The sequence below is a fragment of the Dellaglioa sp. CoH-57-MRSF-19 genome, assembly GCF_056781975.1.
In genome coordinates, this window is record NZ_JBXAXW010000166.1 from 1 (window position 1) to 379 (window position 379).

At 55.7% G+C, this 379-nt stretch carries 1 protein-coding gene; it reads right to left on the reverse strand.

Annotated elements, in window-relative coordinates:
* The coding region (locus AC1RO3_RS08795; protein WP_481764048.1) for a hypothetical protein at nt 1-379 on the reverse strand (379 nt) is incomplete at both ends.

The following is a 379-nucleotide window of genomic DNA, read 5'->3' on the forward strand; positions in this document are numbered from 1 at the left end:
AGGTGCGCCTGCTGCTCCTTGAGCTTGACCTTCATCTGCTCTTGATCCAGCTTAGACCAACGCCGAGTCGGCAGATCAAGCAGCTGCTTGGCTTGCTCGGCAGTCACCTTCATCAGCTTCTGGAGCATCGCATCTGGGTCCTTCGACTTCAGGGCCTTCATCAGGGAATCCAGATGATCAACCGCGTAGATCAGGAGTTCGGTGTACGCAATCGCCGCTTCCTGCTTCCGCACTCGATATGCCAACGACTTCAGTTCGAGTTCGACGCGCAGCTCCAACCACTTGGCCAGCAGTTCAGGGATACTCAGCGACAGGAAGTGAGTTTCGAAATCGAACTTGCCGTCCGTCTCCACGACCTCACGAAGCGTCACGTTGATCT